The organism is Thermoactinomyces sp. CICC 10521 (assembly GCF_016055135.1).
In the GTDB taxonomy this organism is placed as follows: domain Bacteria; phylum Bacillota; class Bacilli; order Thermoactinomycetales; family Thermoactinomycetaceae; genus Thermoactinomyces_A; species Thermoactinomyces_A daqus.
This window is the reverse complement of the sequence record NZ_JAECVZ010000007.1, coordinates 42,428-59,619: the sequence shown is the minus strand read 5'-3', so window position 1 is coordinate 59,619 and position 17,192 is coordinate 42,428. Positions and strand designations below refer to the sequence as shown.

Here is a 17,192-nt window from a genome sequence, read left to right as displayed (position 1 = left end):
GCCGGCCGGCCTCGAAAGGCGCGGGTCGGGATCGGGTTTCGTTCCGGAGCAGAAATTTTCATGGCAAAGGTTCTTTCAACACACTTTCACAGAAAAGGTGAGGTGCTGAGAAGATGATGTTTGGCCGTTTTACCGAACGGGCGCAAAAAGTGTTGGCTCTGGCACAGGAAGAAGCGGTTCGCCTTGGACATGGCAATATTGGCACAGAACACATTTTGCTCGGTCTCGTGCGCGAGGGCGAAGGGATTGCCGCCAAAGCGTTGATCGCGCTGGGACTGGGACTGGATAAAATTCAAAAAGAAGTGGAAAACCTGATCGGGCGCGGCCAAGGGGTACCGACAAACATCGCCTATACCCCCCGGGCCAAAAAGGTGATTGAGCTTTCGATGGATGAAGCGCGCAAACTGGGGCATACCTATGTCGGCACGGAACATATTCTGCTCGGGTTGATCCGTGAGGGAGAAGGCGTCGCTGCGCGCGTGCTCAACAATCTGGGGGTCAGCCTGAACAAAGCACGGCAACAAGTGCTGCAACTTTTGGGCAGCAGCGAAGCACTCTCTTCCCATCCGGGTGCGCACACCAACGTCAATACACCGACGCTGGACAGTCTTGCCCGTGATCTGACGGCAGCAGCCAGGGACGGAAATCTTGATCCGGTGATCGGGCGGAGCAAAGAAATTGAACGCGTGATTCAAGTCTTGTCGCGGCGGACAAAAAACAACCCGGTGCTGATCGGGGAGCCCGGTGTGGGGAAAACGGCTGTGGCAGAAGGATTGGCCCAGCGAATCGTCGATGGGGAAATCCCGGAAACGCTTCGCGGCAAACGGGTGATGACGCTCGACATGGGAACGGTGGTCGCCGGCACGAAATATCGCGGGGAGTTTGAAGACCGTCTGAAAAAAATCATGGATGAAATCCGCCAAGCGGGGAATATCATCCTGTTTATCGATGAATTGCACACCTTGATCGGTGCAGGCGGAGCCGAAGGGGCAATTGATGCCTCCAACATCTTGAAACCGGCTCTTGCCCGCGGAGAATTGCAATGCATCGGGGCGACCACGCTTGATGAATACCGGAAATACATCGAGAAGGATGCAGCTCTCGAACGGCGGTTCCAACCGATTCTCGTCGATGAGCCGAGCATTGAGGAAGCGATTTTGATTTTGGAAGGACTGCGCGACCGCTATGAGGCGCACCATCGCGTGAAAATTACCGATGCGGCCATCGAACAGGCGGTCAGGCTTTCCGACCGGTATATCACTGACCGGTATCTGCCAGACAAGGCGATTGACTTGATCGACGAGGCGGCATCCAAGGTTCGTTTGAAATCGTATATGGTTCCGCCGGACCTGAAAAAACTGGAACAAAAACTGGAAGAAGTGAAAAAGGAAAAAGATGCGGCCGTACAGAGCCAGGAGTTTGAAAAAGCGGCATCGCTGAGAGATACAGAGCAAAAGCTGCGCGAGGAAATTCAGATTACGCGCAACAACTGGAAACAGGATCAAGGAAAAACAGACTCGGAAGTGACGGCTGATGATATTGCCGAAGTCGTTTCAAGCTGGACGGGAATTCCGGTGAAGAAAATGGCACAAGAAGAGTCTGAGCGTTTGCTCAACATGGAATCGATCCTGCACAACCGCGTCATCGGACAGGATGAGGCCGTGAAGTCGGTTTCCCGGGCGATCCGTCGTGCCCGTGCCGGACTGAAAGATCCGAAACGGCCGATCGGTTCCTTTATCTTCCTCGGGCCTACCGGGGTTGGAAAAACCGAGCTGGCGCGTGCGTTGGCCGAAGCGATGTTCGGCGATGAAGATGCGATGATCCGCATCGATATGTCCGAGTATATGGAAAAACACTCCACCAGCCGCCTGGTCGGTTCGCCTCCGGGATATGTTGGATACGAAGAAGGCGGGCAGCTGACGGAAAAAGTGCGTCGCAAACCTTATTCGGTCGTCTTGTTTGACGAGATTGAAAAAGCGCATCCCGAAGTATTTAACATCCTGCTTCAGGTGCTGGAAGACGGGCGCTTGACCGACGGAAAAGGGCGCACGGTCGACTTCCGCAATACGATCATCATCATGACTTCCAACGTCGGGGCTTCGACCATCCGGAAAAATGCAAGGCTCGGCTTTGCCGTCGGTGACACGTCCCGTGATGATTATGAGAACATGAAACAAAATGTGATGGAAGAGTTGAAAAAGACCTTCCGGCCGGAGTTTCTCAACCGGATTGACGATGTGATTGTCTTCCATCCGCTTAAAGAAGAGCATCTGCAGGAAATCGTCTCGCTGATGGTCGAAGAGCTGAGAAAACGGCTCCATGAACAAAATATCGACTTCAAACTGACTGACGAAGCGAAAAAACATCTGGCAAAAGAAGGCTTTGACCCGTCATACGGCGCCCGCCCGTTGAGACGTGCAATCCAGAAACACATCGAGGACCGTCTGTCCGAGGAGCTGCTGCGGGGCAACATTCAAAAAGGAGATTCGGTGGTGATCGATTACCGGGACGGCCAGCTGACGGTAGAAAAAGAAGGGGCCAGATCTTCCACCTGATCCGGGATCATCACAGACTGCTAAACAAATGAGGTTTAGCAGTCTTTTTTCTTTTCGTCAAAATTTTGTCGTTTGCTTTTTAAAGTCTTCCTGACAATTGCACTTTATGTTCACGTGTATTTCTTTTAAGATTTGCTATAATGGGAAAGAAGTAATGCTGTGATCATAAATTTTTGTTTAGTGACTGAAAAAACATAGATGAACGCGGAGTGAAGTAGGGGAAAAGACGATGGCCAAGAACAAAAGCAAATTTGTCTGTCAGGAATGTGGATACGAGACACCCAAATGGATGGGACGTTGTCCCGGCTGCGGTGCCTGGAACACCATGGTGGAAGAAAGAGAGCCTTCTTCCCGGCGGGTTCCGGGAACGTCGATCCAGAGGGGAAAACAGGAAAAAGCCACACCGATCACTCAGGTGGAGAAGCTGGATCAGCCTCGCGCGGATACGGGGATTCGGGAGTTGAACCGCGTATTGGGCGGCGGATTGGTTCCGGGTTCTTTTATTTTGGTTGGAGGCGATCCCGGTATCGGCAAATCGACCCTCCTGTTGCAGGCGACCAATGAATTGGCAAGGCGAGGCTTGCCCATCTTATATGTATCAGGAGAAGAATCGACAGAACAAATCCGTTTGCGCGCCGATCGTCTGGGCGCTCTTTCCGATAATCTGCTCGTCGCCTCGGAAACGGATTTAACCGCGGTGGAAATATTAATGGAAGAAGCAAAACCAAGGCTTATGGTCATCGATTCCATTCAGACGATGTTTCATCCGGAAGTCACTTCCGCGCCGGGCAGTGTTTCACAGGTGCGCGAATGTACAGGAATTCTGATGAGATGGGCGAAAGAGAAAAACATTGCGATCACCATTGTCGGCCATGTAACCAAAGCCGGGGCGATTGCCGGTCCGCGCATGCTTGAACATATGGTGGATTGCGTTTTGTATTTTGAAGGTGAACGGCATCATACGTATCGCGTTTTGCGTGCGGTGAAAAACCGTTTTGGTTCCACCAATGAAATCGGCGTGTTTGAGATGAAGGATATCGGGCTGGTTGAAGTGGAAAATCCTTCTGAAATCTTTTTGTCGGGCCGGCCGCTCGGAGCCCCCGGGACCGCGGTGACGGCCAGCATGGAAGGAACACGGCCTGTGCTTGTTGAATTGCAAGCATTGGTCACTCCGACGAGCTTCGCAACCCCCAAACGCATGGCAACAGGGGTTGATCATCACCGGGTCGCAATGATAATGGCGGTCCTTGAGAAGAGATTGGGGTTCTTTTTACAAAACCAAGATGCTTATATTAATGTTGTCGGCGGGGTAAGATTAGATGAGCCCGCTGTCGATTTGAGTATCGCAGTCAGCCTGGCTTCCAGTTTTCGCGATCGCCCCGTCTCCCCTTTCGACCTGTTTGTCGGCGAAGTGGGATTGACAGGGGAGGTACGGGGAGTTTCCAGAATTGAACAGCGCGTGGCTGAAGCGCACAACATGGGCTTCCGGAGGGTCGTGATTCCGGAGAAAAACTGCCGCGGGTGGACTCCGCCAAGCGGGGTGGAACTGATTGGGGTACAAACATTGGATGAAGCTTTAAAAGTGGCGTTGGGGGGGTAATGTGTGAAGGAAGAAGAACGCAGAGAAAAGGTGAGCAGCGAAATTCTTCGCCTGATTGCACCGGGAACAGCTCTCAGGGAAGGGCTTGACAATGTGCTGGGAGCAAAGACGGGAGCCCTGATCGTGATGGGCTATGATGAAAGTGTTCGGGAAATCGTGGACGGCGGATTTCACATCGATTGCCCGTTTACGCCTGCTCACTTGTATGAATTGGCAAAAATGGACGGCGCGATTATCTTGAGCAATGACGGGAAAAAAATATTATACGCCAACGCCCAGCTAGTCCCCCAATCTTCCATACCATCCACCGAGACGGGGATTCGGCACCGGACTGCGCAACGGACGGCCAAGCAGACGGGAAAATTGGTCGTTTCCATCTCGCAACGAAGAAACATCATTACGCTTTATAAAGGAAACTTCCGCTATGCCCTGAAGGACATCGGCGTGATCTTGACCAAAGCGAACCAGGCCATTCAGACGCTTGAAAAATATAAATCCGTTCTCGATCAGACAACGACCAACCTGACGGCCTTGGAGTTTGAAGAGTTGGTGACCTTGAGCGAAGTGGCGTTGGTGTTGCAACGGGTGGAAATGGTGCTTCGGATCAAACGGGAGATCGAGACTTATATCCATGAATTGGGGACGGAAGGGCGACTGATCAGCATGCAGCTGGAGGAGTTGGTCGCCGATGTGGAGGAAGAAGCCGAATTGCTGATCAAAGATTATTGCGTCGATCCGGAGATGAACCCGCAGATCGTCTTTAAGGAACTGAAAAAGCTGTCCGCTGATGACTTGCTGGAACACGGTCACCTGGTGCGGATTCTCGGTTACCCGACCCATATCAACATTCAGGAAGAATCGGTTTTGCCCAGGGGATACCGCATTTTGCACAAAATTCCCCGTTTGCCCTCCAATGTAATTCACAAGCTGGTTGCCCGTTTTGAAACACTGTCGCGCATTATGATGGCGACGATTGAGGAATTGGATGATGTTGAGGGAATCGGCGATGTTCGGGCGAGAACGATTAAAGAGGGGTTAAAGAGGATCCAGGAACAGGTGTTTATTGACAGACATATCTAAATAACCTAGAATGAAACCATTACAGAAAATTGAGAGAAAATGTTACGAGTAGGGCGCTTTTCGCCACCTTTACCAGGTATTAATTATTTAGGAGGTTCCCTTATGTTTGCGAAAGCGTTGCCCAGTTGTTTTACGGTTGGGAACTTGTTTTTAGGAATCATTTCGATTTTATTGGCTGTTCATGACTCCTGGAAATATGCCGCGATCATGGTCATCATCGGGATGTTGCTCGACGGTTTGGACGGACGGGTGGCACGGATGTTAAACACCCAGAGTGAGTTTGGAAAGGAACTGGATTCGTTATCTGATGTTATTTCCTTTGGTGTCGCTCCCGCAATCATTATGTATGTTTCCACATTTAAATACACCGGCCCTGAAGGTTGGCTTGTCACGGCCATTTTCCCGATTTGCGGTGCGCTGAGGCTGGCCAGGTTCAACGTGCATCCCGGTGAGCCGGGGTATTTTATCGGCTTGCCGATCACCGCGGCCGGAGGGATTCTGGCGACGATGGCCTTATATAACGTGTATGTGCACAACGTTTATGTATGGATGGCTGCCATGCTCTTCCTCTCTTTCCTGATGGTGAGCCAGATTAAATACCCGGCGTTTAAAAAAGTGGCCATTCCCAGGTCGATGATCTGGATTGCTCCGTTGTTTCTGCTGGCCGTTGCCGTCTCCGCGCTGAAATATCCTTATGAATTGCCCAAGGTGATTTTTATTCCGCTGGCCCTTTACGCTCTGTACGGGGTGAAGAAAGGGCTTGAACGCAAGCGGAAGGAAGAAAATGAAGAACCGGTGGAAGACCTGAAATAACGGTGCAAAACAACCCTGGAATCCGGGGTTGTTTTGCTTTTAAGGCACTTTGTTTTCCGTGAACGGATTTATATTTTCTTATCGGAGGTTAAAAACTCCCAATGTTGACAATTGATCGGATTCCTGTTTGACCACATCGGTGAGCGGGATGTTCAGCAGATTGCAAAGAGCCGTAAGGTAAAAAAGGTTTTTGCCCATTTCCGCCTTGACAATTTCGAGGCAATGGTCACATAACCGGCCGGACAGATGGGTTTTCAAGTGATCTTTCCACTCGTGAACCGACCGTTCCTTGGGAAAGTTCTGCCGTCCGGCTTCCACATGGAGGCACCCGCATTCTGTAACCGCTTTCATGAGTGCGCGATTAACGCGGGAATTGGATTCCTGAAACTTGCTGACAACATCTAAAAAACTCCGATGGCGCAGCAAAAGCTCAGAAACTAGTTTTTGAAAGGAATGAAGGTTATCTTCACCCATGCCTTTCACCCCTTTTTGATTTTCGCAAACATGCCCGCTGCCGTACAGATGGAACATAGATCACTTTCATTATATAAAGCGGCCTCCATAAGTGTCAATTTTTTGACTAAATAGTTTAGGTCTTTTTCATGAAAAAAGTTATTGACGTAGTAAATGCAGATATGCTAAGATAATGATTTTTATTTTATTGACTGAGTTTAAGTTTTGTGATATCTTGGAAATAGACATTGCCCTCTGGAGGTGGACGTTTTGTTCAACATTGGCGACAAAGTGGTCTATCCTATGCATGGTGCTGGCATCATCGAAGCGATCGAGGAGAAAGAGATCCTGGGTGAGCGGCAAAAGTACTATGTCATGAGGATGCCGATTGGTGATATGAAAGTGATGGTTCCGCTCAACAATGTCGAAAACATCGGACTCAGGGAAGTCGTTGACCATTCGACCGTGGATAAAGTTTTAGAACGAATGAAGAAACGGGACATCAAAGATACATTGAACTGGAACCGTCGCTACCGGGCCAATTTGGACAAAATGAGAAGCGGTGACATCTACGAGGTGGCTGATGTCGTGCGGTCCCTGATGGTGAGGGACGAGGAAAAAGGCCTCTCCACGGGGGAACGAAAAATGTTGGAGAATGCGAAACAGATTTTAATCAGCGAGCTGGCGTTGGCCAGGGATTTGGATGAAGCTGCAGCATTTAAGTTAATTGACGGTATTTTATCATCATCGCAACAGAACTGATTCTTTGTTTTTATCGTTGTTACAAAAAGGACATAAGAAAATGAGCACTTAGAGGTTTTCATTTTGGAAGAATGTCTATAATGAGTAATAGCAGAAGGAAGGGAGGAGGTGAAGCCCCGTGCTGAAACGCTTTGTACAATTGGCTTTTACCTTGATCGGAGCATCCGCCGGATTCTATTTCGGACCGCAGTTTTTCGGGGTGCTTCAACGATCTCCTCTGAATTTTGGCGAAGTGCCGGCTCCGCATTATATCGGTGCTACGCTTGGTGCGCTGGTCATGTTTGTGGCCACCTTTTGGATATCGAACAATGTGGTCAAGTGGATTCGTTGGAGCGAAGAACGTTTGATGAAAATTCCGGCGGTCGACGGGTTATTTGGTCTTTTGGGCTTGATCTTCGGTTTGGTGATCGCCTTTCTGATCCAACAGCCCTTAACGCAACTGCCCATACCCGGGGTTAATCGCGTCTTGCCTTTTATCTTTTCCGGTTTGTTCGGATATCTTGGATTCAGAGTGGGGTATAAAAAACGCGATGAACTTATTTCCATTTTTAAGCTGGGCCGCCAGAATCGGGAGAGCAAAAACAAAAAGGAAGAAAAGCATTTCTCCGAGCATAAGATTCTCGATACCAGCGTAATTATCGACGGGAGAATTGCTGACATTTGCCGCACCGGTTTTCTGGAAGGGACGCTGGTGATCCCCAGCTTTGTATTGGAAGAGCTTCAACATATTGCCGATTCTTCCGATGTATTGAAGCGGAACCGCGGCCGCCGTGGATTGGATATTCTCAACAAGATTCAAAAAGAGTTGAATATCAAAGTCCTGATTTACGAAGGCGATTTTGAAGAAGTGCAGGAAGTGGACAGCAAGCTGGTGAAGCTGGCCAAAGTGCTGTCCGGCAAAGTGGTGACAAATGACTTCAACTTGAACAAAGTTTGCGAACTTCAAGGGGTAAGTGTTCTGAACATCAATGATTTGGCCAATGCCGTCAAACCGGTTGTTCTGCCGGGCGAAGAGATCAATGTGCAAGTGATCAAAGACGGAAAAGAGCACGGCCAGGGTGTGGCCTATCTCGATGACGGGACGATGATCGTAATTGAGGGCGGGCGGGAGTACATCGGGGATCAGATTGATGTATTGGTCACCAGTGTGCTTCAGACCTCGGCCGGACGCATGATCTTCGCAAAGCCCAAGCTATTGGAGCGCGCCTTGTAAAAATAACAGAAAAACATTGCCTTAACGCCCGTGGTTGGTTTATTCTAAACCGAGACGGGCATTGTTTTGTCTGAAACAAGGATATTGATTAAACCAATGCGGGATGTGGATGGGATTTTTTTAATCCGGCGGTTTTTGTCCGCTTTCTTGGGAGGCGGCAAGGGCCCGGACGCAGAATCTCTTCCGCTATTCTTCCGACAGGCTTGGATCTGAAAGGAGATCGACTCTTGAGCGTTGGAGTAGTCATTCCGGCGGCGGGACAAGGGAAGAGAATGGGCACCAGGGAGAGCAAACAGTTCCTGCTGTTTCATGAAAAGCCGGTGCTGCTTCACACACTTCGCATTTTTGAAACGCATCCGGAAATTGATGAAATCGTCATCGCAAGCAAAGAGGCTGAAATAGAACGGATCAAGAAATGGATCAAACAAGACGGGATGACCAAGGTGGCCGATGTCGTCGTCGGCGGAGAGGAACGGCAGCACAGTGTTTATGAAGGGTTGAAACGTTTGACGAGTGAATGGGTTCTCGTCCATGATGCTGTGCGTCCGTTTGTGAGTCAGGAAACGATTTCCCGCCTGCTGGCGGAGGTTTATCAGCATCATGCGGCTATCTTGGCCGTTCCTGTCAAGGATACAATCAAAGTGGTCAATGAAAACTGCACGGTTGAGCAAACGCCCGACCGCAGGCGCTTGTGGGCTGTGCAAACACCACAGGCATTTCGCCGGGAGCATCTGCTGCGGGCCCATGAGCTCGGACAGGAGAGAAACCTGCTCGTCACTGATGATTCCATGTTGATGGAAGCACTGGGGATCGAGGTAAAAGTGGTTGCCGGTGAGTATACGAACATCAAACTGACCACTCCCGACGATTTGATTTTGGCGGAAGCGATTTACCAGATGAGGGGAAAAAAACATGATTCGCATAGGTCAAGGATTTGATGTGCATCAGTTGGCGGAAAATCGCCCCTGCGTGATTGGCGGTGTAACGATTCCGTATGAAAAAGGTTTACTGGGGCACTCGGATGCTGACGTCCTTCTGCACGCCATCACCGATGCTGTCTTGGGCGCGTTGGCTTTGGGGGATATTGGAAAGCATTTCCCTGATACGGATCCCGCTTTTAAGGATGCCGACAGTGCAAAATTGCTGTCGCATGTCTGGGAGCTGGTGAAAGAACGGGGATACAGACTGGGGAATGTCGATGCGACCATTATCGCTCAAAAGCCGAAGATGGCGCCGTACATACCGGAGATGCGCGAGCGGATCGCGCAATTGCTCGAAGCGGAGCAAACCGATGTCAATGTGAAAGCAACCACAACGGAAAAACTAGGATTTACCGGCCGGGGAGAAGGGATTGCCGCAATGGCTGTCGTTTGTTTAGTCAAAACCGGCTGCAACGCATAAACTGATCTTAAGCAAAAGGAGTAGTAGGGGAATGGCTAGAGTTCGCACAAGATATGCACCGAGTCCGACCGGCCATTTGCATATTGGCGGTGCGCGGACGGCGCTGTTTAGCTATTTGCATGCCAAGAAGAACGGCGGCGATTTTATTGTCCGGATCGAGGATACCGACACGGAGCGGAATGTTCCCGGAGCGGATGAAAAACAGATGGCCATGCTGAAATGGCTTGGAATTGAATGGGATGAATCGGTTGATGTGGGCGGTCCTTACGCCCCTTACCGTTGCATGGAACGAACCGATATTTATAATCGTTATATTGACCAGTTGCTTTCGGAGGGAAAAGCATACTTAAGCTATGCGACTCCGGAAGAGATCGAAAAAGAGCGGGAAGAGCAGTTGGCCCGTGGAGAGACCCCGAAATACAGCGGTTGGGATCGCGATCTTACTCCGGAAGAGCGGGCGCGGTTTGAAGAGGAAGGGAGGGTTCCCAGCGTTCGGTTCCGCGTTCCGGAAGGGAAAACGATCATTTTTGACGATGAGATCCGCGGTACGGTCAGGTTTGAATCCGACGGGATCGGTGATTTTGTGATTCGTCGTCCGGACGGGCGCCCGACTTACAACTTTGCCGTTGTCGTCGACGATGCATTGATGAAGATCACCCACGTGATCCGTGGGGAAGAGCACCTGTCCAACACGCCGAAACAGATTTTGATCTATGAAGCGCTCGGCTTTGAGGTTCCGCAGTTTGCGCATATTCCGCTGATTTTGAATGCGGAAGGCAAAAAGATGAGCAAGCGCGATGAAACGATCATCCAGTTTATTGATCAATACAAGGAACTGGGTTACCTGCCGGAAGCAATTATCAACTTTATCGCCCTGTTGGGCTGGTCGCCTGAAGGAGAGGAAGAGATCTTCTCCAAAGACGAATTGATTCAGGCTTTTTCCCTGAGTCGCGTTTCCAAGGCCCCTGCCATTTTCGATACGGGCAAATTGAAATGGATGAACGGCCAATATATTAAGCAGGCACCGCTTGAGCGCATCACCCGGCTGGCGATTCCTTATCTGGAAAAGGCCGGACGGGTGACAACACCGCTCTCTCCGGAACAGGAGGAGTGGGTGACCCGTCTGGTTTCCCTTTATCAGGAGCAACTGGAGTATGTGGCGCAAATTGTTGAGCTGACGGATCTGTTCTTCCAAGACGAAGTAACCTACGGGGATTCGGCCGCAGAAGTGCTGCGCGAAGAGCATGTGCCGGCAGTGCTCGGGGCATTTTTGCAAAAAGTGCAGGAAGCTGACCGTTTTGAGCCTGAAACCATCAAAACGATGTTTAAAGAAATACAGAAAGAAACAGGCTATAAAGGAAAACGTTTGTTCATGCCGATTCGCGTCGCAGTGACCGGGCAGGATCACGGCCCTGATTTGCGTGAGACCCTGGCCCTGATCGGAAAAGAAAGCGTCGTAAACCGGCTGCGTTCGGTCATTGACAAGGGCTGAACCGTTCGCGAAAATAGAAAACAACATCCCTGTTCGTCAAAGCGATGATTGGGAGAGTAGGGAACCTGCGGCGAATGTCCCAGAGAGGAACTGGTTGGTGAAAAGTTCCCTTCGCCGGTTCCCGAATGCCCCCAAGAGCTGACCCCTGAAATGAACCGCAGTTCAGAGTAGGGGAAGTCCGGTTTAACCCGCCGTTATGGGTAAAAGTGGAATTCTCTCTTGAATTCAAGCAGAGTGGAACCGCGGTTTTCGCCGTCTCTGCAGCAAAATCTGCTGCAGAGGCGTTTTATTTTGGTTCAAATGGGGAGGGGGAACAAGATGGCTTTTTTCAAAGGTTTAAGAGAACTGCGCAAAACGTTGCAAGCTGATATTCAGGCGGTATTTGACCGGGATCCTGCGGCGAGGAGCGCATTGGAAGTGATTTTGACCTACTCAGGATTGCATGCGCTTTGGTCACACCGGATTGCCCACTGGTTTTTCAAGAGGCGCCTGCTCCTGATTGCAAGGATTATCTCCCAACTGAGCCGCTTTTTTACGGGGATTGAAATTCACCCGGGAGCGAAGATCGGCCGGGGCGTTTTCATTGACCACGGGATGGGGGTTGTCATCGGAGAAACGTGTGAAATCGGGGATTATGTAACCATTTACCAGGGCGTTACCCTGGGGGGGACCGGGAAGGAAAAAGGCAAACGCCATCCAACGATCGAGGATCACGTGTTGATCGCCGCCGGGGCGAAAGTGCTGGGCTCGATTCGGGTCGGCCGTTTTGCCAAAATCGGTGCAGGATCGGTTGTTTTGCGTGAAGTCCCCCCGAACTCCACAGTGGTCGGAGTGCCGGGGCGCGTTGTGATTCAAGATGGCATCCGGGTGAATAATGATCTGGATCATTGCAATTTGCCCGACCCAGTTGCGGAAATTTGCCGCTCGCTGTCCAATGAGATCAGTGAATTGAAAAAAGAAGTGGCGGAACTGAAGAGAAAGCTGAAAGAGACGGAAGAAAAGCAAGGAGGAACGACAAACAATGACCGTCCGGCTTTACAATACATTGACGAGAAGTAAGGAAGAGCTGAAAACTGTTCACGAAGGCGAAGTGCGCATGTATGTATGCGGACCGACTGTGTATAACTACATCCATATCGGCAACGCCCGCGTGTTCGTCTTTTTTGACGTTGTGCGCCGATATTTGCGCTATCTCGGCTATCGCGTCACCTATGTGCAAAACTTTACGGACGTGGATGATCGCCTGATTGGAGCGTCCAAGGAAACCGGACAATCGGTGCCGGAAATTGCCGAGCGCTATATCAAGGCCTATTTTGAGGATATGGACGCGCTCGGTGTGGAACGGGCCGATGTTCATCCCCGCGCAACCCGCCATATCGATGAAATGATTGAGGCGATCAGCGTGTTGATCGACAAAGGTTACGCCTATGTAAAAGACGGAGATGTTTACTTTCGCACCCTGAAGAAAGAGGGGTACGGAAAGCTGTCGCACCAATCGCTCGATGAACTGAAATCGGGAGCGCGGATCGAAGTAAATGAAGAGAAGGAAAACCCCTTGGATTTTGCGCTGTGGAAGGCGGCGAAACCCGGTGAGATCAGCTGGGATACCCCTTGGGGGCCAGGGCGTCCGGGATGGCATATCGAATGCTCCGTGATGGCCCGCAAATATCTGGGTGACACCTTGGATATCCATGCCGGCGGAGCGGACTTGTGCTTTCCGCACCACGAAAACGAGATTGCCCAGAGCGAGGCGTGGACGGGAAAACCGTTTGCCCGGTACTGGCTCCATAACGGATTTATGAACATGGGCAACGAGAAGATGTCCAAATCGCTGGGAAATGTGAAACGCGTCGTCGAGTTGCGCCGGGAATATGATCCGGCAGTGTTGCGTTACTTCCTCTTGTCCGTGCAGTACCGCCATCCCATTTCCTTCAACGAGGAGGTTATGAAACAGGCAGAATCCAGCATTGAACGATTGCAGACAGCGGTGGACAATCTGAAGCACCGGGCGGAAACGGCTCTTGAAGGAGAGATTTCTCCCGACCTCGCGGCCAGCCTGGATCGCTATAAAAAAGAATTTGAAGCGGCGATGAACGATGATTTCAACACGGCCAATGCGATCAGCGTGCTGTTTGAAGCGGTAAAGCTGTCCAATGAGTGGATTGCCAGACCCGTTGTCTCCAAAGAAGAGACGGAAGCCCTTCTTTCCTGGTTTAAAACCTATGGACAGGAAATCCTGGGACTCGTGGCGACGGAAGCGGAAGTTAATCTGGACGAAGAGATTGAAGCGCTGATCGCACAGAGGCAGGAAGCACGGAAACAGCGGGATTTTGCCCGGGCCGACGCGATCCGCGACCAGCTTTTGGGAATGGGGATCATCGTCGAGGATACTCCGCAAGGGGTAAGGTGGAAACGGAAATGAAGCACTCCCTTTTGGGCATGATGGAGAGTATCGGAAAGGCTCCGGAAGAGTTGAATCCTCTACTGCTCGCTTATCTCGGCGATGCCGTGTATGAAGTTTTCATCCGTTCCCACTTGGTCGCCCGCGGAGTGAGCCGGCCCCACGATTTGCAAAAAGAGGCGACGCGCTATGTTTCCGCCGGTGCCCAGGCAAAAATTTACCGTGAGTTGGAAGGGGAACTGGCGGACGAAGAACGGGAGATCCTCAAGCGGGGGCGCAATGCCAAGTCAGGCAGCGTCCCCAAAAAAGCAAAGGTGACGGATTACCGGATGAGTACGGGCCTGGAAGCTTTGGTCGGCTATTTATACTGCCGGGGAGACGAAGAACGGTTAAGCCAATTAATGCAGAAAGCCATTGCAACAGTGGAAAAGGAGACGGATTCAGATGAGTGATTGGGCTTTTGGCAGACATACAGTCCTTGAAGCACTGAGGTCGGGAAGAGAGATTGAGAAAATTTTGCTGGCAGAGGGAATCAACAAAAACAGCATCCAGGAAATCCTGCGCAAGGCCAGGGAGAAAAAGATCCCCGTCCAGTGGGTTCCGCGTGCCCGTTTGGATCAGTTGGCGGAAGGGAATAACCATCAGGGCGTGTTGGCGCAGGTCGCTGCTTACAACTATGCGACCGTGGATGATTTGTTCCGCCGTGCTGAAGAAAGAGGGGAACCGCCGTTTTTTGTCCTGCTTGACGGCATTGAAGATCCGCACAATCTGGGATCGATTTTGCGTTCTGCCGATGCGGCGGGGGTGCATGGCGTGATCATCCCGAAACGGAGAGCGGCAGGGCTGACCTCGGTTGTCGCCAAAACGTCCGCCGGAGCGATTGAATATGTTCCGGTCGCCCGGGTAACCAACTTGAACCGCTTGGCGGATGAATTGAAAGAACGTGGCGTTTGGCTGGTCGGAAGCGACGGGGCAGCGGAAACGCTCTATACGGAAGTGGATTATAAAGGACCGGTCGCTGTTGTCATCGGGAGCGAAGGGCAAGGAATGAGTCGTCTTCTCAAGGAAAAATGCGATTTTCTTGCCAGACTGCCCATGAAGGGAAAGGTGACCTCTCTCAACGCATCGGTGGCGGCGGGAATTTTTATGTATGAAGTGTTGCGCGGCCGGACGACCAATGGTTAGGCGTGAAGAATGGTTGGTTGTCGACGGTTACAATGTCATCGGCGCAGATCCGCAAGTGCGATGGAATCCCGTTTCATTGGAGGAAGAGCGGGGAAAATTAATCCGTGACTTGTCCGAATATCAAGCGATGACCGGCCGCCGTGTATTTCTGGTGTTCGATGCGCATCAAACGCCGGGGGCACAGGTAGAGACCAACCAGGAAAAGATAGCGATTTACTATACGCGCCGGGAGGAAACGGCTGATGAGTTTATTGAACGCTTTGTAAAAAAATACAAAAGTCCGCATCGGTCGATCTATGTGGCCACATCCGATTACCTGGAACAGCGCATGGTTTTTGGTCAGGGAGCTTACCGGATCTCCTCGCGGGAACTGTTGGAGGAAATCCGGCTGGCCAAAAAGAATTTGAGCGAAAAATTGAGAAAGGAGAAGAATGAACGACAAAGAAATACCTTGGAAGAGCGATTGAATGGGGAAATCAAGCAAAAACTTGAGAATTGGAGAAGGAAAAAATAGGTGAAAATTTGACGTTTTTGTTTCATTTCGGATATAATATCGTTACTGTGGGTTTATAGGCACTTGGTCGGGAGGGAAAGCGGTGAGTGTAAACTTGCAATCCAGCCATTCCGTCGTATTTGACAGTGAAGTTGATTACAAGACAATGGCCGACGAAGAGCTGGTATATGGCGTTCGCGTAGGAGATCATCAAGCGCTCGAATATTTGATCAATAAGTACAAAAATTTCGTCAGAGCAAAAGCCAGGTCTTACTTTCTCATCGGAGCCGATCACGAAGATATCGTACAGGAGGGAATGATTGGCCTATTTAAAGCGATTCGCGACTTTAAAGGAGACAAGCTTGCGTCATTTAAGGCCTTTGCCGAGTTATGTATCACACGCCAGATTATCACTGCAATCAAAACAGCTACTCGTCAAAAACACATTCCGCTAAACTCTTATGTATCACTGGACAAGCCTGCTTACGACGACGATACAGACCGGACGTTGTTGGACAAGATTCCGGGAAGTCTATCAAACCCAGAAGAGATTTATATCAGCCAGGAAGAGTATAACGATATTGAAGATAAAATAGCGAAAATTCTTAGTGATTTGGAAAGAAAAGTTCTTATGCTCTACTTGGACGGGCGTTCGTACCAAGAGATCGCTGTCGACTTAAATCGACATGTCAAATCGATCGACAATGCCCTGCAACGGGTAAAAAGAAAATTGGAAAGATATCTCGAAGTACGTGAGATTTCCCTTTAATCACCAAAAAACAGACAAAGTTGGTTTCCGTCTTCAAAAACAGGTGCCCCCCACCTGTTTTTTGTTTAATTCGACAAAAATCATCATATCCCTTTTTGCCGAACTAAAAAAAATAAGCAAAAAATCTCCGTCATTCACGCACTGACGGCGGTTCGACCCGGGATGGATTTTTTTGTCGAAAAAGCGGGTATAAACGCGATTTTTTATCTAGCGGGATTTCGCCCGGCCCATTGCGGTTTTGCCGTAAAAGTCCGTTGCCGGCCGGGAAGTGGTGCCCTTGATCTTTCTTTGTCTCCAAAAGTTGATCGGAGGAGTCTGTTGATTTGCTCGAACGTCCGCCCCGGGATTGCGTTTGCCAAAGACGGGGGATTTGCGGCAGATGGCAAAAAAGGAACCATCGGTTTGTGAGATGATCGATTTTGTCAATACTGAGATCACGAGGCTTTTACATTGACAGGATGGGAGCCGGTGTGATAATGTAGTTTGGGTATTTTCTATAATCATTCACACGTACGGTGATAAGGATAGAGGAGGTGTCGGTATGCGGGTTAACATCACATTGGCTTGCACGGATTGTCGTTCTCGTAACTACGCGCTGACCAAAAACAAACGGAAACATCCGGATCGCCTGGAACTCCGTAAATACTGCCCGCGTTGCAACGCGCACAAAGTTCATCGTGAAACGAAATAAGCTTTGGGTTTAGACGCTTGAGATAAGATGGGGGTGACAGCCATGGCTGCTTTTCTCGGCAATATCGGGCGCGGAATTCGCAGAAGCGTATCCGGTACAACCGGATTTTTCCGCGGCAGCGTGCAAGAACTGAAAAAAGTCCGTTGGCCGGGGCGCCAGGAAATGGTCAATTACACACTCGTTGTGCTGTTGACGGTTGTGATATTGTCCGTCTTCTTCTTTATCATTGACTCTGGTATTTTGCAATTGGTGAACTTGATTACAAAATAGGTGGAAGGTTAAGG

19 protein-coding genes and 1 other annotated feature are annotated in these 17,192 nt (G+C 50.3%); of the genes, 18 read left to right on the top strand and 1 reads right to left on the bottom strand.

Annotation, left to right across the window (positions count from 1 at the left end):
- Positions 1–113: 113 nt before the first annotated feature.
- From clpC to pssA, 4 genes are all read left to right on the top strand, one after another.
- Positions 114–2,555 (top strand): ATP-dependent protease ATP-binding subunit ClpC, encoded by a 2,442-nt coding sequence (gene clpC / locus I8U17_RS07070; RefSeq protein WP_232330954.1) that lies wholly within the window; start codon positions 114–116, stop codon positions 2,553–2,555.
- 229 nt (positions 2,556–2,784) lie between these two features.
- Entirely contained in the window at positions 2,785–4,155 is a 1,371-nt protein-coding gene (radA, locus tag I8U17_RS07065) for a DNA repair protein RadA (RefSeq protein ID WP_033100641.1), read from the top strand.
- Between the two features lie 3 nt (positions 4,156–4,158).
- Positions 4,159–5,235, top strand: coding sequence for a DNA integrity scanning diadenylate cyclase DisA (disA, locus tag I8U17_RS07060; RefSeq protein ID WP_033100640.1), 1,077 nt, complete (start codon positions 4,159–4,161; stop codon positions 5,233–5,235).
- A 102-nt stretch (positions 5,236–5,337) separates the two neighbouring features.
- On the top strand, positions 5,338–6,048 hold the full coding sequence (pssA, locus tag I8U17_RS07055; RefSeq protein ID WP_033100639.1) for a CDP-diacylglycerol--serine O-phosphatidyltransferase: 711 nt from the start codon (positions 5,338–5,340) through the stop codon (positions 6,046–6,048).
- Between the two features lie 78 nt (positions 6,049–6,126).
- Here pssA and I8U17_RS07050 read toward each other — a convergent pair whose 3' ends face one another.
- Positions 6,127–6,522, bottom strand: a complete 396-nt coding sequence (locus tag I8U17_RS07050; protein ID WP_033100726.1) for a nucleoside triphosphate pyrophosphohydrolase family protein — start codon at positions 6,520–6,522, stop codon at positions 6,127–6,129.
- 240 nt (positions 6,523–6,762) lie between these two features.
- On the opposite strand from I8U17_RS07050, the gene I8U17_RS07045 reads away from it, so the two are divergent.
- The 14 genes from I8U17_RS07045 (at position 6,763) to secE (ending at position 17,178) form a co-directional block, all read left to right on the top strand.
- Positions 6,763–7,263: a CarD family transcriptional regulator gene (locus I8U17_RS07045; RefSeq protein ID WP_268745617.1), complete on the top strand. Its 501-nt coding sequence runs from the start codon at positions 6,763–6,765 to the stop codon at positions 7,261–7,263.
- A 118-nt stretch (positions 7,264–7,381) separates the two neighbouring features.
- A complete protein-coding gene (locus tag I8U17_RS07040; protein ID WP_033100637.1) occupies positions 7,382–8,476 on the top strand; it encodes a PIN/TRAM domain-containing protein in 1,095 nt (364 codons plus the stop codon).
- A 272-nt stretch (positions 8,477–8,748) separates the two neighbouring features.
- The gene (ispD, locus tag I8U17_RS07035) at positions 8,749–9,414 is read left to right on the top strand and encodes a 2-C-methyl-D-erythritol 4-phosphate cytidylyltransferase (RefSeq protein WP_198059214.1); all 666 of its coding nucleotides are present in this window, start codon (positions 8,749–8,751) and stop codon (positions 9,412–9,414) included.
- Complete coding sequence (gene ispF / locus I8U17_RS07030) at positions 9,389–9,877, top strand: 2-C-methyl-D-erythritol 2,4-cyclodiphosphate synthase (RefSeq protein WP_033100635.1); 489 nt, start codon at positions 9,389–9,391, stop codon at positions 9,875–9,877. The genes ispD and ispF overlap by 26 nt, the downstream gene beginning before the upstream one ends.
- Positions 9,878–9,908: 31 nt before the next feature.
- On the top strand, positions 9,909–11,369 hold the full coding sequence (gene gltX, locus I8U17_RS07025; RefSeq protein ID WP_198059201.1) for a glutamate--tRNA ligase: 1,461 nt from the start codon (positions 9,909–9,911) through the stop codon (positions 11,367–11,369).
- Positions 11,370–11,404: 35 nt separating this feature from the next.
- Positions 11,405–11,632, top strand: a binding site (T-box leader).
- A gap of 55 nt (positions 11,633–11,687) precedes the next feature.
- Positions 11,688–12,428 (top strand): serine O-acetyltransferase, encoded by a 741-nt coding sequence (cysE, locus tag I8U17_RS07020; RefSeq protein WP_081943797.1) that lies wholly within the window; start codon positions 11,688–11,690, stop codon positions 12,426–12,428.
- On the top strand, positions 12,391–13,791 hold the full coding sequence (gene cysS / locus I8U17_RS07015) for a cysteine--tRNA ligase (RefSeq protein ID WP_198056013.1): 1,401 nt from the start codon (positions 12,391–12,393) through the stop codon (positions 13,789–13,791). Before cysE ends, cysS begins: the two co-directional genes overlap by 38 nt.
- Positions 13,788–14,222, top strand: a complete 435-nt coding sequence (locus I8U17_RS07010; protein ID WP_232330953.1) for a Mini-ribonuclease 3 — start codon at positions 13,788–13,790, stop codon at positions 14,220–14,222. The genes cysS and I8U17_RS07010 overlap by 4 nt, the downstream gene beginning before the upstream one ends.
- Entirely contained in the window at positions 14,215–14,955 is a 741-nt protein-coding gene (gene rlmB, locus I8U17_RS07005; protein ID WP_033100632.1) for a 23S rRNA (guanosine(2251)-2'-O)-methyltransferase RlmB, read from the top strand. The genes I8U17_RS07010 and rlmB overlap by 8 nt, the downstream gene beginning before the upstream one ends.
- Positions 14,948–15,469 (top strand): NYN domain-containing protein, encoded by a 522-nt coding sequence (locus I8U17_RS07000; protein WP_033100631.1) that lies wholly within the window; start codon positions 14,948–14,950, stop codon positions 15,467–15,469. Before rlmB ends, I8U17_RS07000 begins: the two co-directional genes overlap by 8 nt.
- A 94-nt stretch (positions 15,470–15,563) precedes the next feature.
- Positions 15,564–16,217 (top strand): RNA polymerase sporulation sigma factor SigH, encoded by a 654-nt coding sequence (gene sigH / locus I8U17_RS06995; RefSeq protein WP_220184955.1) that lies wholly within the window; start codon positions 15,564–15,566, stop codon positions 16,215–16,217.
- Positions 16,218–16,379: 162 nt separating this feature from the next.
- Positions 16,380–16,625, top strand: coding sequence for a hypothetical protein (locus I8U17_RS06990; RefSeq protein WP_198056014.1), 246 nt, complete (start codon positions 16,380–16,382; stop codon positions 16,623–16,625).
- Between the two features lie 133 nt (positions 16,626–16,758).
- Positions 16,759–16,908, top strand: a complete 150-nt coding sequence (gene rpmG, locus I8U17_RS06985; RefSeq protein ID WP_033100629.1) for a 50S ribosomal protein L33 — start codon at positions 16,759–16,761, stop codon at positions 16,906–16,908.
- A 42-nt stretch (positions 16,909–16,950) separates the two neighbouring features.
- Complete coding sequence (gene secE / locus I8U17_RS06980; RefSeq protein ID WP_052154121.1) at positions 16,951–17,178, top strand: preprotein translocase subunit SecE; 228 nt, start codon at positions 16,951–16,953, stop codon at positions 17,176–17,178.
- Positions 17,179–17,192: the final 14 nt, after the last annotated feature.

What these genes read in the sequence shown, in the direction of transcription:
- clpC (WP_232330954.1), top strand. Translation starts at nt 114, where the DNA reads ATGATGTTTGGCCGTTTTACCGAACGGGCGCAAAAAGTGTTGGCTCTG.
- radA (WP_033100641.1), top strand. Translation starts at nt 2,785, where the DNA reads ATGGCCAAGAACAAAAGCAAATTTGTCTGTCAGGAATGTGGATACGAG.
- pssA (WP_033100639.1), top strand. Translation starts at nt 5,338, where the DNA reads ATGTTTGCGAAAGCGTTGCCCAGTTGTTTTACGGTTGGGAACTTGTTT.
- I8U17_RS07050 (WP_033100726.1), bottom strand. Translation starts at nt 6,522, where the DNA reads ATGGGTGAAGATAACCTTCATTCCTTTCAAAAACTAGTTTCTGAGCTT.
- ispD (WP_198059214.1), top strand. Translation starts at nt 8,749, where the DNA reads ATGGGCACCAGGGAGAGCAAACAGTTCCTGCTGTTTCATGAAAAGCCG.
- ispF (WP_033100635.1), top strand. Translation starts at nt 9,389, where the DNA reads ATGATTCGCATAGGTCAAGGATTTGATGTGCATCAGTTGGCGGAAAAT.
- gltX (WP_198059201.1), top strand. Translation starts at nt 9,909, where the DNA reads ATGGCTAGAGTTCGCACAAGATATGCACCGAGTCCGACCGGCCATTTG.
- cysE (WP_081943797.1), top strand. Translation starts at nt 11,688, where the DNA reads ATGGCTTTTTTCAAAGGTTTAAGAGAACTGCGCAAAACGTTGCAAGCT.
- cysS (WP_198056013.1), top strand. Translation starts at nt 12,391, where the DNA reads ATGACCGTCCGGCTTTACAATACATTGACGAGAAGTAAGGAAGAGCTG.
- I8U17_RS07010 (WP_232330953.1), top strand. Translation starts at nt 13,788, where the DNA reads ATGAAGCACTCCCTTTTGGGCATGATGGAGAGTATCGGAAAGGCTCCG.
- rlmB (WP_033100632.1), top strand. Translation starts at nt 14,215, where the DNA reads ATGAGTGATTGGGCTTTTGGCAGACATACAGTCCTTGAAGCACTGAGG.
- I8U17_RS07000 (WP_033100631.1), top strand. Translation starts at nt 14,948, where the DNA reads ATGGTTAGGCGTGAAGAATGGTTGGTTGTCGACGGTTACAATGTCATC.
- I8U17_RS06990 (WP_198056014.1), top strand. Translation starts at nt 16,380, where the DNA reads ATGGATTTTTTTGTCGAAAAAGCGGGTATAAACGCGATTTTTTATCTA.
- rpmG (WP_033100629.1), top strand. Translation starts at nt 16,759, where the DNA reads ATGCGGGTTAACATCACATTGGCTTGCACGGATTGTCGTTCTCGTAAC.
- secE (WP_052154121.1), top strand. Translation starts at nt 16,951, where the DNA reads ATGGCTGCTTTTCTCGGCAATATCGGGCGCGGAATTCGCAGAAGCGTA.